The sequence below is a fragment of the uncultured Nitrospira sp. genome (assembly GCA_902500695.1).
In the GTDB taxonomy this organism is placed as follows: Bacteria; Nitrospirota; Nitrospiria; order Nitrospirales; family UBA8639; genus Nitrospira_E.
On record CABVRQ010000067.1, the window covers coordinates 1 to 14,193 of the forward strand.

The 14,193-nt window shown below is 51.3% G+C and carries 13 protein-coding genes; 7 read left to right on the forward strand and 6 right to left on the reverse strand.

Going from position 1 to position 14,193, the window contains the following annotated elements; translation table 11 throughout:
* Nucleotides 1-98 precede the first annotated feature (98 nt).
* From AAH187_RS14755 to AAH187_RS14780, 6 genes are all read right to left on the reverse strand, one after another.
* Nucleotides 99-290, reverse strand: coding sequence for a hypothetical protein (locus AAH187_RS14755; protein WP_342349232.1), 192 nt, complete (start codon nucleotides 288-290; stop codon nucleotides 99-101).
* Between the two features lie 963 nt (nucleotides 291-1,253).
* Complete coding sequence (locus AAH187_RS14760; RefSeq protein ID WP_342349233.1) at nucleotides 1,254-1,688, reverse strand: CBS domain-containing protein; 435 nt, start codon at nucleotides 1,686-1,688, stop codon at nucleotides 1,254-1,256.
* Between the two features lie 285 nt (nucleotides 1,689-1,973).
* A complete protein-coding gene (locus AAH187_RS14765; RefSeq protein ID WP_342349234.1) occupies nucleotides 1,974-2,303 on the reverse strand; it encodes a cupin domain-containing protein in 330 nt (109 codons plus the stop codon).
* Between the two features lie 177 nt (nucleotides 2,304-2,480).
* Nucleotides 2,481-2,969 (reverse strand): hypothetical protein, encoded by a 489-nt coding sequence (locus tag AAH187_RS14770; RefSeq protein WP_342349235.1) that lies wholly within the window; start codon nucleotides 2,967-2,969, stop codon nucleotides 2,481-2,483.
* Between the two features lie 146 nt (nucleotides 2,970-3,115).
* Complete coding sequence (locus tag AAH187_RS14775) at nucleotides 3,116-3,634, reverse strand: DUF1264 domain-containing protein (protein ID WP_342349236.1); 519 nt, start codon at nucleotides 3,632-3,634, stop codon at nucleotides 3,116-3,118.
* A 430-nt stretch (nucleotides 3,635-4,064) separates the two neighbouring features.
* Nucleotides 4,065-5,048 (reverse strand): sugar phosphate nucleotidyltransferase, encoded by a 984-nt coding sequence (locus AAH187_RS14780; RefSeq protein ID WP_342349237.1) that lies wholly within the window; start codon nucleotides 5,046-5,048, stop codon nucleotides 4,065-4,067.
* Nucleotides 5,049-5,535: 487 nt separating this feature from the next.
* Between AAH187_RS14780 and AAH187_RS14785 the strand changes: the two genes are divergently transcribed.
* The 7 genes from AAH187_RS14785 to AAH187_RS14815 all read left to right on the forward strand — a co-directional run.
* Nucleotides 5,536-6,018: a hypothetical protein gene (locus AAH187_RS14785; RefSeq protein ID WP_342349238.1), complete on the forward strand. Its 483-nt coding sequence runs from the start codon at nucleotides 5,536-5,538 to the stop codon at nucleotides 6,016-6,018.
* Nucleotides 6,019-6,718: 700 nt separating this feature from the next.
* The gene (locus AAH187_RS14790; RefSeq protein WP_342349239.1) at nucleotides 6,719-6,853 is read left to right on the forward strand and encodes a hypothetical protein; all 135 of its coding nucleotides are present in this window, start codon (nucleotides 6,719-6,721) and stop codon (nucleotides 6,851-6,853) included.
* Nucleotides 6,854-7,067: 214 nt separating this feature from the next.
* Nucleotides 7,068-7,568 (forward strand): 5-(carboxyamino)imidazole ribonucleotide mutase, encoded by a 501-nt coding sequence (purE, locus tag AAH187_RS14795; RefSeq protein WP_342349240.1) that lies wholly within the window; start codon nucleotides 7,068-7,070, stop codon nucleotides 7,566-7,568.
* Nucleotides 7,565-8,785 (forward strand): 5-(carboxyamino)imidazole ribonucleotide synthase, encoded by a 1,221-nt coding sequence (locus AAH187_RS14800; RefSeq protein ID WP_342349241.1) that lies wholly within the window; start codon nucleotides 7,565-7,567, stop codon nucleotides 8,783-8,785. Before purE ends, AAH187_RS14800 begins: the two co-directional genes overlap by 4 nt.
* Nucleotides 8,786-9,065: 280 nt before the next feature.
* A complete protein-coding gene (locus AAH187_RS14805; RefSeq protein WP_342349242.1) occupies nucleotides 9,066-10,778 on the forward strand; it encodes a proton-conducting transporter membrane subunit in 1,713 nt (570 codons plus the stop codon).
* The gene (locus AAH187_RS14810; protein WP_342349243.1) at nucleotides 10,778-12,103 is read left to right on the forward strand and encodes a proton-conducting transporter membrane subunit; all 1,326 of its coding nucleotides are present in this window, start codon (nucleotides 10,778-10,780) and stop codon (nucleotides 12,101-12,103) included. Before AAH187_RS14805 ends, AAH187_RS14810 begins: the two co-directional genes overlap by 1 nt.
* Nucleotides 12,091-14,193 (forward strand): putative inorganic carbon transporter subunit DabA (locus tag AAH187_RS14815; protein ID WP_342349244.1); only part of this gene is annotated, 2,103 nt, incomplete at its 3' end. The genes AAH187_RS14810 and AAH187_RS14815, both read left to right, overlap by 13 nt.

A 14,193-nucleotide genomic window follows, 5' to 3' on the forward strand; every position in this document is an offset into this window, starting at 1 on the left:
CCCTTGGGATCCATATAAGGCTTTTCTGCAAGGCTTATGGCTCGCTGTTCCAACCTCACCGCCTCACCTTGAAGCTCATCGGCCTGTTGGTCATAGAGCTACGCCATCTCTAATAGATCTTCACCTGTCCAGGGCTTCAAGTCTTCCATTTCGGAAGTCTGGTCCGGAGACGTCATCGCATAACTCACCGGTGCCAACATAGGAGTGGGACTTGGTCCTCCCTCCTGGATAAGGCTCATCATTCCCATCCCACCCAACACTCCTATCAACACATATCCTATTGCACGCATAAATATCCCTCCTGCTTAAAGGGTTACTTACTTCAAAATGATTTCTCTCTTTTTTTTCTAAACACACCTTGAACATTTTTTGAATGGCTGGCTAAAATCACTACATTATTCTCAAATTTCAATATCTTTGCCTTCCCACGAAATACCAGCAAACTACCCTCTCCATCCTCCTTCTACAAAGCCTAGAAAAATATACCTTCCAATGCCCCCGTGAAAAACCCTTGATGCCTAGATTTATCTACTTTAAAGGGAATTAAAGAATGACAGATCGGAAGAATGTCGTGAAGATTGAAAAAAATATTTTGCCTCGCTCGCCTTTATCCAGGCGTTCATCAATCCGCTTAGGCATATACGATAACTACATCACCTTCCCTTTCTCATCCTAACAGGAGAGTTCCGGCACGGCTCAGCTCCATTATTTGGAGCTCATGTCCTCATCAATACCCTATGTGACTCTTCTCTACCCTCCCTTCTTCCCTCGGCTCAATTTCCTCATCACTTCTGTGCTAGCCGATGTGTACGAGCACTCGACAGGGGTGATTCTTTCTCCGGCATCTGAGAGGGAGGCCAACTCAGATGCACGTCTACCTTTTGACCTTCCGCATTGACACAATTAAATCGATCAAAGGTCACATGAAGCGAGTATCTCCGCGAATGGTCACGCCCCACCCACTTGAGATGCCAACCCTTAATTAAGGTTCCATCAGGCACCAGAAGTTCCCACTCACTCGGATCCGAAGGCCCAAACACTCGTAAAGTGACATAGCTGTTGGTTCAGAATTCATGCCCCACACCTCATTGCCTGACGAAGGCCGGAATACCTCACTTTCCACGCTTTTCAAGAAAGCCCTGATATTCCAGGGGTTTTGTGGACATGACTAAGGTTCCGTCCTCCATGACTATGTCCGTCTTGTTGATGACTTTCGCTATCTCCATTGAAGAACCCGTTCCGGAAGTCTCTATCTAATCATTCCCATCTTCAATTCCCAACCCTAATCCAATCCAGGCCCTCAAAAGATCATGCCTCGTCACGGTATACATCACCTCCCCGTTTCGCTCTACGGGCAGACTCAACAATCGCTTTTCTTCCATGAGATGCACGGCATCTTTGATCGATGTCGTATCAGCAATTGCAATATGATCTTTTTTCATCACGGCTTCGACCGTCACCTTGTTCAGGTCTTTTCCCGCTTCCAAAGCACGTAGAATATCAAATTCACTGATAAAGCCGATAAAATGGTCTTTTTCGTCTACGACCGGCCCCCCCGGGGTATGATGAGAAAGTAACTCGATTGCCGCGGCCAGGGCATTCAATTTCCGCCCGAATTTCAAATCATTGGTTGGCACGATCTGTCCGACAGTTTTGAATCCTGTGGCTGGAACGCCTTCAAGAGCCATATAACCTCCTCAAATTAAAATGTAAAAATTCAATATCAATTGAACGACAGCAAGCATTACCCATTCTTCATAAAATTCCACAATGGAATCGGAGTCTCATCTACCAGGATAAGAGCATGATATATCCACTTTCTTGCCTTCCCCGCAGAAGAAGCCTCAACTTCACTTAACGAGACCTCAACACCAACCGAAGCTGTCAACAAAGCCTCTCCTGAAAAATACTCGTATCACCTATCAAGCGTTCCCAATAGTTACCCCGTAGCCAAGCTACGGGATACAGCAGGTTTACTTGGAAACCGGATCATAGATCATGAGGATGGTCACTCCTTCTTTGGTTGTAATAGGAGAGACATTACAATGCTCCGGCATCATCCGATAACTGCCCGGTTCACATAACGTCCCGTCCGCCTCGTATTGTCCCTCAAGCACAAAATGCTGAACGATGCCACGGTGGCTATGGGGCGTAATCCGGGCACCGGCAGGAATGCGAACAAGCATGGTCTTTGCCCCAAGCGACGGGTCTTCGCGAACAATCTTGACTTCTGCCGGTCCTGGAAACTCTTGAAGTTTTTCCCATTTCATTTTAGCAGTATGGTGAAATATTTCTTTGCTCATCTATCTGTTCTCCTTTAATTTCTATGGATGTATTTAATAAATGAATATCGCAAGTAAAACTCACACAATTCTGTTGATTGGGATGTTCCATGATTCGAATTATTGAAAGATGGTTTTCAAATTTGATGATCAACTTTCTCCCTATCACCTTTTAGAATTCCATTTTCCGACCGAACACTAGGGCTTGGAGGGGGCTAGTGGCGGTGACCAAGCCACCTGACCGTTCTTGTCGAAAAGATTCAGGACGGGGCTGCCATCCAACAAGATACGAAGCCGCGCGCGCGGAACGTCGTCCTTGTCTCTGAGAGTGAGGGAAGGCAACCCATCCGGTTGCAGATCCAAGGCTGCTCGTTGCTTACAGCCCTTGTCGTTGAGAATCAAAGCCGGCTGTGCCTCATTAAACACCCCAAGGAATACACGGTTACTGCAAGTTTCATCAGCGAGAGTTAATGCGGGTAGCTCACCATTCCATAGAAGCAGCGTGGCCCGAGGATGGCCATCCTTCGTCACGAGGCGGAATTCCTCCGCCGTGACAACTTTCTTCGGCTCCTCGGATTCCTCTGCCGATACTCCGGCATTCATGAAAACAAGGTTAGACAAAGCCCCACCCACAACCCCGGCGAGGAGAGTCGTCATGACTAATATGCTAAATTGTCGCGTATTCATTTCCCATACCTCTCAAATAATAGACTGGTTGACTCACTATTCCCCTCACAATCGGTCTTGAGGTAGGCAAGCCTACCTTTTTAATTTGGTATCCACATCCAGAAAACCCGGGGCATTGTTTAGATCCCCCGTCAGCTCATTGCCAATTAGTTCGGTTGAGGAAATTGCACACCAATCGATTGCGGGAAGGTCACGGTTCCGTCCGGAAACTTCTGCCCTTTTTGCCACAGGTGATAAATAACCCCGTCTGTTTTACCGGCAGCTTCCGCAATTTCTTTTATCTTGCTCTCATCGTCGACATCCAGGATAAACAACCGACCGGTGTCAATTTCCTCCTGGTGATCATGGAAGTATCGGTGCCATTGGATCAGCGGAAGTGTACGGGAGGCCTTCTTGGCCACGAAATATTCCACCGCGACGAGTGGAGCATTGGGATCGGTCGTCTCAAACAAGAGGCACTGAAAGATAATGTCTGAAATTCCCTTACAGAAATGGTGAAAGGGACCACCAATCTCTCCATTTGCCATAAGATGAGGAGCCTGGACATGAAGATCATAGCCATCTGCCGGGCCGGAACCCGCGCTCATCGCCGGCACAGACATTCCCCCCATCATCACAACACTCAATACACTCGCCAACCCAAAAATTCGAATAACATTCAACATGGCAACCTCCTTGATCAATGTGGACCATTATCCATGTCCCCAAACGGAGACGTTTGGATTTTCGGTTTTACACCTTGTCATTTTCCACAAGCCCATACATGAGAACTAATCTTTTGAATGCTCAAGCTGTCTCATGTTGTCGACAAGATCTGACGTTCGGCTTCAAACCAGTCAGCTTGATCTTCCCCATGGCAGCCTCCTCGCTGTTCGTAAAGTTCATGTGCTCGTATCGCAATCCTATCACTGAGATTCTCCACCCCTGATGCACCCTGTTTGGAAGACTCAGCGCAATCGACAGTGTGGTTATCTGATTTGACTGTCCTGGGGGACGTGGAACCTCTCTTATTAATCACAACGTTCTTTCTTGAGCCCGAGGCGGAAATGGTATTGTTTCCTTCTTCACGGCTCCCTGTCTGTCGTGTCGGTCGCATCATGAGACCTCCATCAAATGTTTCTCACCGCGTGCACGGCGCGATTCCACGCATTCCGATCCAAACGCCGGTGTTTTTCCTATGGCTCGAATAGACTCAGCGATACGTTCGGGCTGACCCCAGTCGCTCCACAGGACGTCTTGGAGTTCTAGCACCCCAACAGATTCGGGGGCACAGGCTAACAGATCAGATGAAAAGTTCCGCTGCGGCATATCATGATAGATTTCACGAAGAATCCGACTTTCCTGAGGGGTACCGATAACATTTCCCAATTGTTCAAACCGCTCCATGATCTCGGGCATACATTTCCACCCCAATCTCCACAATGCCTCCACTTTAGCGGCCAAAATAAAGGTATTCCAGAACGCTCCATTGGCCTGAGCAGCTAAACCCTGAGTAACGTTTGGCTTTTCGAGAAAGGCATGCACCCGTCTTACGCATAGTCCGCCACTCGATCCCAACGGTCCTCCTGGTTCGATCCACCCATACTCAAGCTCAAGGGACGTGGGCCGGACACCGAGGAGCATAATTCGGTCTTGAAAGATGGTGGTCGCCTGAATAGCCTTCTCAACCGTGTCCATAAAACGGTTTTCGGGGAACACAAAATGGTCTGCCGGATACAGAACCACCGTCGCATGAGGGCTTTGGGACCGAATGTAGGTTAGGGGAAGGAAGATCCCTGCCGCCGTATCACAGTTCCGAGGCTGTCCAATTACCTGCCCGCACGATCGATTCTTCGACTGAGCCAACACTTCTCGAAAATGATGCTGAGCAATGACCGTCACTTTGTGTTCTGGATGTGTCAGGTGGTCCGCACGATCCCAGGTATGTTGCAACATGGAACGGTTCCCCACAAACGAACAATACTGTTTGGGCTTATGATATCCCAGCCACTGTTCAATGAACGGACGCGTCCGCTCTCCTTCTCCTCCTGCCAAAATCACTGACCAACGTTCTCCCTCTGCCATGTTCTGGTCGTTCATGAATTTCCCTTTCAGTGAACCCAAGAACCCCTATTTTTCATTTAGGTTCTGGAAGTGCTTACAGGGTAAACCTCGATCAGCTCTTTTGTGTTTCGTGTTCCCCATTATGTTTTCTTATTGCGTTTTCAAGTTCGATGCCATCATGGAAAATTCCTTTCATAAAAAGCCTTTGGTGTCAGGCACCATTTTTGTTCCCCAGACCGATGGCCCATTTGGCGACAAAGATTTCAGCAAGGAAGTGGCAAATATCTACAGTTCTTGACCAGGAACAAATAGATAGCGTGAAGAGGATCGGCCCAACATAAAATGGCGGTTGAGTCTTTCTTCAATCGCCTCGCTGTTCATCAGGATTCTTGGGATACGCACATCGAGCTGCGGATATCGCCGGCATGTTTCAAGCATCATGGCAGTTATGAGGAAATCACTGTGTCTTCTGTAGGTCGGTTGTGAGTCTCCCCGGCCGGCTAAAAGATGGGAGGTGTTTCGGATGCTTGACAACAACACCAAAGCGATGATCTTGGAAGCGCTGATTGATGAATATAAGTCGCGCGCGCGCTATCGGCTCGTCATCAAAAAGTTCGGCGAGGTAAGGCCGTTCATCCATATCGTGGAAGCGGAGGAAACCCACTCACGGGCGCTCGAAATACTGTGTGCCCACTTTGGCATTCCGTTGCCCAAAGATAACTGGGAAGAAAAGCTTGAGCCTCCTTCGTCTGTGCTCGAAGCCTGTCGGGCCGGCATTCAAGGGGAACACGACAATATCGCGATGTATGACCGCTTTCTGCAGCAGACGAAGGTCCCCGAAGTTCTAGCACTCTTCCAGCGCCTGCAGGCTGCCTCACGCCAGAACCATCTCCCAGCGTTTGAACGGTGTGTCGCTCGAGGCGGTAAAACTGGAAGAGGAGGAGTGCCGCGGAGCCGATTACGAACTGGTCCGCCCGGTAGGCAGAAAAGATGGGACGAAGATTAGCCGGAGCGACATATATAGAAAATTCCTGAGAATTCTCCGTTCAGAGCTTACACTGAAAGCTAAAAAAACTCACCGGCCCCAAGACAGCGCCTCACCAATCACCGCACGCAAAGAATCTCGCCAGATTCCTTATTCATCAGAATAAGAATCCCATCGCTGGGCCTATTGGTCCCGGACCAGGGAGGCGCTGCAGGATAATCAAAAGTGCAAAAATTCCGGCTATGAAGTAGGAGGATGAGTGGGCTAGAGTAAACATCGCTGCTATTCTGTCAGACCACATGAAGGTGCACTGGCCCAGAATCATTCAGTGAGTGTTTGAAAGATTTCTTAAGCATAAAGAATGATCCCCGTTCCAAAGACGCGTTACCTGCAGAGAAAGGGAAGGTGTGTTCACAACCTTTTTTGTCCACGGATTTACTTGGATGGCTGACTAATGGAATCTCCGATGGGCTTGTCGTCATCTTCCAAGACAGGGTGATCCTGTATAATGATCGATTCCGTCACCTGATCGAGGCTGTGGCCGGACACAGGGAAACTTCTCATACACCCGTGCGTGAATCTGTATACCCCCTTCCATCAAAGGAACAAATTCTCAATAACGCAGCGGCATGAAACGATGAATTGCTAAGGACCAAGGGAATTTGGCCGGTTCATATGCGAATTCATTTCCAGCCGGGGGACAAAAGTGTGGCGGGGGTCTGTGAGCCCGGACCTGCTGCTGATGAAATGGTATCGATGCCGGTTTATGGCGACAAAGGCTATCCAGGATACCGATATGACCACATTCCTGGAACAGTTGGTGGTTGTCGGCGGTGCAGAATTTATGGAATTATAATGGTGAGGCTGGGTACAGTAAGGCGTACTGAGATGAGCGCCTTGCGGCAAATACGGGCGGAGCTTGAGCAGGAATAAAGACTCAGGCTCATAGCCGGAGGCTTCAGAATTCATCACCCTGGACTGTCAACTCAAGATCTGTTCATGAAACAGACGAATGTTTTCCGGGTGGATGCTCTTAAAGTGGGAATATTTCTTGGGAGGCAACATAGTCGATGAATATTGAATCTGACAATTCCAATCCACTCGTGGCGATCATCATGGGAAGCAGCAGTGATTGGGAGACCATGCGTCACGCGAGCCTGATTCTCACGGAATTGGCCGTTTCCCATGAATGCCGTATTGTGTCAGCTCATCGCACGCCGGACTTTCTCTTTGAGTATGTCGGATCGGCCAAAAGCAGAGGCATTCACGTGCTCATTGCCGGTGCAGGCGGAGCCGCCCATTTGCCGGGTATGGCGGCAGCAAAAACGATTCTTCCTGTTCTGGGAGTACCGGTGCGATCTCGAGCGCTGCAGGGCTTTGATTCGCTCTTATCCATTGTTCAAATGCCCAAAGGAATTCCGGTGGCCACCCACCCGATCGGCGAGGATGGGGCTGTTAATGCCGCCTTGCAAGCGGCGGCCATTCTTGCATTATCCGATCAGGACATCGGCCAACGACTCAAGGCCTATTATGAGAGACAACAGACCCCTGTACTGGAGAAACTTAAATGAATGTCATCCTTCCTGGTGGAACAATCGGGATATTGGGCGGAGGCCAGCTTGGTCGCATGCTGGCCATGGAAGGCCGCCGGATGGGGTATCGGATTGGCGTGGTAGATCCAGTTGAGAATTGTCCGGCCGCCCAGGTGGCGGATTTTTTTGTGCAATCAGAACTGACGAACCCTCAACGCGTGATGGACTTTGTCGCGCAGGTTGATGTGGTGACCATTGAGACCGAACTGGTGCCTTGGATGCTTCTTGCCGACATTGAAACCGGCAAAGCTACCCGTCCATCCTCTTGCGTGCTCGCTTTCATCCAGGATCGACTGATTCAACGAGAATTTCTTCAAAATCACAGCTTTCCACAAACTCCATTTGCCTCGGTCAAAGATCACCTCACCTTGATGACAGCGGCTCAACAAGTGGCATTCCCGGCTATTTTAAAGAAGCGCCGCTCAGGATATGACGGGAAGGGGCAAATCCGGGTCGCCGACATGGATCATCTGAATGAAGCCTGGCGGGAATTAAGTGAGGTCCCGGCGGTCCTTGAAGCTATCGTGCCTTTCAAGATGGAACTATCGGTAGTGCTGGCGCGCAGTCTGCACGGGGATATCCAACTGTATCCTCTTGCCGAAAATGCCCATCGGCAGAATATCCTGCATACCACATGCGTGCCGGCCCGGGTGGACGACGCGGTCCGGCAACACGCGGAGGAGCTTGCCGTTTCCCTGGCAGAGGCTCTTGACTACTGCGGAGTCATGGCCGTGGAATTGTTTCTTCTTGAGGATGACACCGTGCTTATCAATGAGATCGCTCCGCGGCCTCATAACAGTGGACATTTCACGTTTGGTGCCTGCGTGACGTCGCAATTTGAACAACATCTCCGCGCCATTTGCGGATTGCCCTTGGGGGATGCCTCCCTCATGCACCCCGTCGTCATGGTAAATTTGCTTGGAGATCTTTGGCGGAACGGGCCGCCACGATGGGAACACCTCCTGGCTCATCCGCAGGTCCGGCTTCACCTCTATGGAAAAACACAACCCGCGCCAGGACGCAAAATGGGGCATTTCCTTCTGATAGGGGAAAATCCGGATCAATCATTTAAACAAGCCGAGTGTCTCCTTCAGGGCATGATGGATGCGGATTCTCAGGAGAGAAATTCTCTGATAGCGCATCCGGCCAAGGAGCTAATCCAAAAGCTATCCGGGCCATTGCAGACTCCGGCATGAATACCGCGCTTTTTTACTGAACATCTATTGAGATGCCTTCTCCTTATGAGGTAAATGTGTCAATGAAACCATGACTCATAATTTTCCTGGATGTGAATAGCCGGTTTGTCGACACGAACACTTTGACAGGATATGATGGCCCACAAATCGAAACATGACGCCGCATTCAAACGGTCGGGACTGAACGGGCGTGCGGCGTGAGGATGACCGTTCTGTCTAAACGCTATTTCCCCATGAACATTGTTTTTCATCGGCGACACCATCTCTCGGAGACCCACTCATGACAACCTTCTTGACGATCCTTGTTCCTCTATTGCCTCTGGCCTCGGGCCTCCTCATCGGCCTTTTCGGACGGCATTTGGGAAACAGGAGTCACCAGGTGGGCGTTCCTGCTCTGGTGACTGCGTGTCTCGGGTCCCTCTGGCTGCTCTATGCGGTGAGTTCCGGAGGACCGGTTCGCGTCGGCTTTCAGGCTGCCTCTACTGGGCCACATGACTGGTTGTCCTTCAGTCTGTATATCGATCGGCTGAGTGCAGTCATGATGGTGCTCATAACCGGAGTCAGCACCATCATCCATCTCTATTCCATCAATTATCTGCAAGGCGAACAAGGCTATGCCCGGTTTTATGCACTCCTGGGCCTGATAACGTTTGTCATCCTCTCGTTGGTTTCCAGCGCTAATCTGTTCATGCTCTTTGTGTTTTGGCAATTATTAAGTTGGATGCTGTATCTGTTGCTCGCCTACAACTTTGGGCATCCCCCTGCCGTTCGCTTCGCCTTTAAAACCTTGATCGTGCATCGGGTGGGAGATGTGATGTTTTTGGCCGGTATTCTTCTGACCTATGCTCTTTTCGGAACTCTGGAATTTTCGCAACTTTTTGCCCGCGCCGCGGAGGCCGAGATCCTGCTCCCTCTTTGGCCTGGGGGCCAGCCGGTCATCAGCGCCGTCACGGCGATTACACTCTTAATTTTTGTCGGTGCCATGGCCAAATCCGCTCAGTTCCCGTTGCATGTCTGGCTGCCGGATACCATGGACACCCCCACCCCCGTCTCCGCGCTCATGCATGCCGGGATCGTGAATGCCGGGGGATTTTTGCTGAACCGCCTGGCTCCGTTATATGGATTGTCTCCCACCACCTTGCACGTGGTGTTCGCAATCGGTGCCCTCACCGTAGTTCTCGGAGCCGGGATGATGCTGATTCAAAATGACATCAAAAAAACCTTGGGATTTTCGACTATGGCCCAAATGGGCTACATGGTGATGGAATGCGGATTAGGCGCCTTTGCACTTGCCATCTTCCACCTCATCGCTCATGGCGTGTTTAAAGCCACATTATTTTTGAATGCCGGGCATGTGATCCAGGCATCGCGACACGAACCCAAGCGGCCTGCTGCCGATCGCATGGAAGAAGCCGTATCCTTTTCCCGCGCCACATGGATTACCGGCGTCGGCGTGACCCTGCTTCTGCCATTGATCATCCTGTTAATCGCCCATGGCATATTGGCCATTCCCCTTAAGGATGCACAGGGCGCAGTCATTTTTTTGTTCTTTGCCTGGGTCACGGCCTCTCAAGCCATGTTTAGTTTATATCGCCTCAACGCCGCGTCATGGAAAGGGTCAGGGGTCATGTTGCTGACCTTATTGCTGGTCATTTTCACCTATTTATGGGTCGCGGAGACGTTCACGTACTTTTTGTATCCCGAACCAGGGGTCGCGCATGCGTACTTCCAGGTCGCGGCTCTTCCCGCCCAATTATTTGACGGGTTGGTATTGGTGATCGCCGCAATGATTGTGTTGGGCTGGGCTCACCTCTATACCAATATTCGCGGGCAACGAAATCTTTTCCAGGAGTGGGTTGCCTCCCTGAGGCCCCAATTCTATGTCTTGTTCATGAACCGGCTCTATGTGGATCAATTTTACAGTTGGGCAGGAAAAGGCATCATCCGCTTCGCGCAACGTCTTGACCATAGTCTCGGGGGATGGAAGCAGTGATGGAATGGGGGTCGGGACAAATGCTTGTTGCGGTGGCTCTCCCTTTGCTGGGGGCCGCTCTTGGAACGATCCTGTGGTCAAAACCGCAGGCATTTAAAATCCTGGCGCTGGTCGTTTTGGCACTCACGTGGTTGGTCGTGACCGTCCCTTCCTGGATGGCGCAAGCGCCCTTGAGCATCTCGCACTTCTTGATGCACCTGATTCTGGCTGCAGGATTTTTAACGATTCTCGGTCATCACATCGACAAAGATACGTCGATCTCATTGAGTTTGACCCTTCTGTTTGCGGGAATAGGGTTAGGCGTTGTGGCGGGTCAGGGCCATGCAGGCTCAATATTTCTATGCGGGATTTTCGGCTTATTAATCCTGGCTTTCATGCGGCACCGACCAATGAATCTGGAAACCCCGTGGAAAGCCATCGGCCTGTTAGCGTTTGGCCTTTTTTCACTCCTGACTTCCTTCCTGACTTCTGATCACCTCCAGATCATAACGCTGCTTATTCCCTTGGCCATGATGTGGCCACTCCTGCCCGTTCAGGGAGCATTTGTGGCCTCTGTCAGCTGTTTGCCAGGCACGCTTCCTTCGTTTTTGGCCGTGCTCTTGCCGAGTCTCGGATTCCACGGCATCAACACTCTTCTTCCCTTTATACCGGAAGGCGTCTTGAATCTTCTTTGGATGGTCGCCATAGTCAGTGCCCTGTACGGATCCTTACTCGCCTTGAGTCAGGATTCGATGGACATCCTGTTAGCGTATGCCCATATGGCCCTGGGTTCTATCTTATGGTGGTATGTGGCAGTCACGCACTCGATGGCTCCGGGGGCCGTGGTCTATTTAGGTGGGCTAAGCCTGGTCATCTGCGGACTGCTCGTCGCGAATCAACACATACGAACGCGCTTTGGCCATCTGGATTTGACGATCTCTCACGGATTGGCGCACATCATGCCGCGGTTTTCCACGCTCTTCGTGCTGTTCATTACCGCCGCCGTGGGCCTTCCGATCTTTACCCTCTTTTCGGCATTCATGGAGATGATGTTGGGCTTCTCTTTCAGCGGGGCGTGGCCCCTCGTGATCATTCTTCTGACATGGTTGATGGCCTCCTGGTATTTCCCCCGGCTGATGCAACAAGTCTTATTCGGCCGCCAGCCTCCATCATTCAAGGCCGCCCACGATCTCCATATTGACGAAAGAGTTTCTCTCATTCTCTTATTGGCTCTTCTGGTCATGCTCGGCATGGCTCCATCTCAGTGGTTTGGGGCTGCCGATCCGGCAGTGTCAACTGGTCACCTATCTTTTGAGATTTCACAGGATGTGATATGGAAACGGTAACGGCCCGCCCGTATAGCGAAGCTCAGCGCATGGAAATGCGCTCGCTGGTCAATCTCGCCGGCGAGGTGATTGCGTATTATTGGCCCATGCGGACCTTTATTCACCACAATCTTCTCCATGGGTTGGAGTATCTGGAATTTGAGGAAGCCGTTCAGCAGGGCCAGCGGTTCCTGGGTGGCCGTCCCTACCTTCCCAACGAGGTGTTTCGTGACTATTTCCGAACCGGTCGAATTCGTATCGAGGAGGTGGATGCCGCCCTGCAGCCGTTCACTCATGACAAAACGGTCTTGGTGGGAAATACGCGTATTACTCATCTTGAGGTGCTCCGAGCCCATCTGGTACAGGGCCTCACGGCTCCCAACCATATGGATCAGCCGGGGGCATGGGATCCCTCTTCAGAGGATGCCGCCCTGGCTTCTCTCACAGACCGATTGCGAACCATACTCTCTTCATCCCATGATCAGGCACAAGTGCAGGCGGCTGCCGAATCTGATATTCAGGGCCTCGGACGTGACGTGACTGTCAGCGCGTGGTGTGATCGTGTGTTGGGAACCCGGATCACCGAGCAAATCAATGAGGAACTCATTAAATGGTGCGGGGCCTTTGTTGATGAAGATCATGCCGCATGGACGATGCCCGCCCGCGACCTCTCCCTTTACTCTGCCTGGAAACAACTTGCCCGGCACGATTTCAGTGGTGCCTTTCTAGGCATTCCAAACTGTACACACAAAATCCAGGCATTGCCGGAACGGCCGGAAGACAGCCTCTTGATGTATTTGGAAATCCTTGGCATCCCGAAAGCCTTATGGGTGGACTATCTCTCGCTTCATCTGGGGACCATGCCGGGATGGACAGGGTTTATCAAATGGCGAGCGGAAGAGGCTGGCTATGAGTGGCAGGAAATGTACCCCGTGAGCCTGGTCAAATATCTCGCTATCCGGCTGTTTTATGAGGGAGAGTTAGTCAGGGAGGCCTCCCGGGCAGAGTTGAATATCACCGGAGACTATCCCGCCCTGGTGACCTTCATGCGCGAGCAGCCACACGTCTACAGTCTTCGACAGGCTCGTGTCACCGGAAGTCTCACTCCGGAGTATAAGGGGCAAGTCGATCGTCTTCGGTACGGAAGCCCACGAGACCGGGATGCCGCATGGCGGATGCTCGCGGACCGCTACCACACCCGCCTCGGGGTTGAAGATGAACACAAAAAATGTCAATCGCAGGCCTGGCGACTCCTGAGATTAGCTGACATGCTTCAGATACCTGTGCAGGCCATGATTGACGGCGCCTCCGCGGAATTACACGTGCTCCTAAGCTGGCTAGACGATTTTCCGGAAACGCGGCATGGCCCGATTTGGTTACAAGCCTTTGAGGCAGGATATCGAAAAACCCTATTGGAGACACTCAAGCCCAACGTCAGGAAATCATTCAGTGCCACCGATCTCGGACAAGGCTCGGTTGCCGAGGTTCGTCCTCTGACACAAGCTATTTTTTGTATCGATGTCCGTTCCGAAGGGTTTCGCCGCCATTTGGAAGAAATCGGCGGATATGAAACCTTGGGCTTTGCCGGATTTTTTGCCATCCCGTTCCGCTTCCGCCCGTTCGGCAGCCACCATGAAACTGATCAATGCCCCGTCCTGCTCAAACCGAAACATATCGTGCGAGAAGTTCCCCGGGCCTATCAAAGCCTGGAGGCCGAAAAACATTTGGCTGGTAAACGGTTCCTTCAGACCGGCCATCAGTTGCTTTACGACCTCAAAGAAAATGTGATCACGCCCTATGTCATGGTTGAAGCGATGGGATGGTTTTATGCCATTCCTTTTATTCTGAAAACGACCATGGCCACCTGGTATCGGGAATTGTCCTCTAGGCTCCGGCGGGCCTTTTCGCCCCCTCCTGCCACGACCCTTACGGTGAATAAGGTGACGCAGGAAGAGGCCCTGGAAATGTTAGCGGTTGAACAGCGCCCCACCATCCGCCGCGCCTTGCGAGAGCAGCTTGGCCTATATGGCAGCCTTGTTTCCCCTCAACTCATTGAGACATTACGCCGGTATGCGTTGGAGGAGAATGATTCCCCCGGCACTCTTCCCCAT

What these genes read in the sequence shown, in the direction of transcription:
- AAH187_RS14755 (WP_342349232.1), bottom strand. Translation starts at nt 290, where the DNA reads ATGCGTGCAATAGGATATGTGTTGATAGGAGTGTTGGGTGGGATGGGA.
- AAH187_RS14760 (WP_342349233.1), bottom strand. Translation starts at nt 1,688, where the DNA reads ATGGCTCTTGAAGGCGTTCCAGCCACAGGATTCAAAACTGTCGGACAG.
- AAH187_RS14765 (WP_342349234.1), bottom strand. Translation starts at nt 2,303, where the DNA reads ATGAGCAAAGAAATATTTCACCATACTGCTAAAATGAAATGGGAAAAA.
- AAH187_RS14770 (WP_342349235.1), bottom strand. Translation starts at nt 2,969, where the DNA reads ATGAATACGCGACAATTTAGCATATTAGTCATGACGACTCTCCTCGCC.
- AAH187_RS14775 (WP_342349236.1), bottom strand. Translation starts at nt 3,634, where the DNA reads ATGTTGAATGTTATTCGAATTTTTGGGTTGGCGAGTGTATTGAGTGTT.
- AAH187_RS14780 (WP_342349237.1), bottom strand. Translation starts at nt 5,048, where the DNA reads ATGAACGACCAGAACATGGCAGAGGGAGAACGTTGGTCAGTGATTTTG.
- AAH187_RS14785 (WP_342349238.1), top strand. Translation starts at nt 5,536, where the DNA reads ATGCTTGACAACAACACCAAAGCGATGATCTTGGAAGCGCTGATTGAT.
- purE (WP_342349240.1), top strand. Translation starts at nt 7,068, where the DNA reads ATGAATATTGAATCTGACAATTCCAATCCACTCGTGGCGATCATCATG.
- AAH187_RS14800 (WP_342349241.1), top strand. Translation starts at nt 7,565, where the DNA reads ATGAATGTCATCCTTCCTGGTGGAACAATCGGGATATTGGGCGGAGGC.
- AAH187_RS14805 (WP_342349242.1), top strand. Translation starts at nt 9,066, where the DNA reads ATGACAACCTTCTTGACGATCCTTGTTCCTCTATTGCCTCTGGCCTCG.
- AAH187_RS14810 (WP_342349243.1), top strand. Translation starts at nt 10,778, where the DNA reads ATGGAATGGGGGTCGGGACAAATGCTTGTTGCGGTGGCTCTCCCTTTG.